The following is a 763-nucleotide window of genomic DNA, read 5'->3' on the forward strand; positions in this document are numbered from 1 at the left end:
TGAAGAATTATGAAGAGATGAGCAAAGAAGCGTCAAAATTCATTATTGAAAAAGTTCGAAAGACTCCAAAAATGAAACTGGGCTTTGCCACAGGGGAGACTCCGGAAGGGCATGGTACTTCTCTAATTGAAAACAATTTATCCCGGTTAAAAGACTATCTTGATTTTGCGGCTGATAGAATAATCATTTTGCCAGGTGAAAGCGAGGTTGAATAAATGAAAATATTAGCAATTGACATTGGGGGCACTTCAATAAAAATAGGTTTATGTAATAAGCATGGGCATTTTGAAGTGATGAAAGAATACGAAACTAAAGTTAGGAATAGTGAAGGAAACTTAGTTGAAAAACTAATTAATCTAATCTCAGAATTCCATGAATTTGATGCAATCGGGATTANNGAAGGTTATATATATTCTAGTGAAAACATTCCAGATCTGTCGGGAGTAAACGTAAAGGATATTTTAGAGAAGGAATTTAGTATCCCCGTTTTAGTAGAAAACGATGTGAATGCAGCTGCCCTAGGTGAAAAGTACTTTGGTGTAGGTAAGGGCTTAAATGATTTTCTTTGTCTAACTTATGGTACCGGAATTGGCGGGGCAATTGTTCTAGAATCTAAGTTATATAAAGGGAATAAGGGGATAGCCGCTGAATTTGGCCATATGATTACGCATCCACAAGGTCATAAATGCGGATGCGGTCGTTTAGGATGCTATGAAACTTACGCATCGACTTCTGCATTAGTCAAAAAAGCAAAAAAAATAAA

At 36.3% G+C, this 763-nt stretch carries 1 protein-coding gene and 1 pseudogene; both read left to right on the top strand.

The window, feature by feature from the left end:
• Positions 1–215 (top strand): annotated as a pseudogene (locus V7149_RS14700) (glucosamine-6-phosphate deaminase); the annotation flags it as partial.
• On the top strand, positions 216–763 hold a 548-nt coding region (locus V7149_RS14705; protein ID WP_335346363.1), incomplete at its 3' end, for an ROK family protein. It abuts the pseudogene before it with no gap.

Source organism: Bacillus sp. JJ1503 (assembly GCF_036965125.1).
GTDB lineage: Bacteria > Bacillota > Bacilli > Bacillales > Cytobacillaceae > Cytobacillus.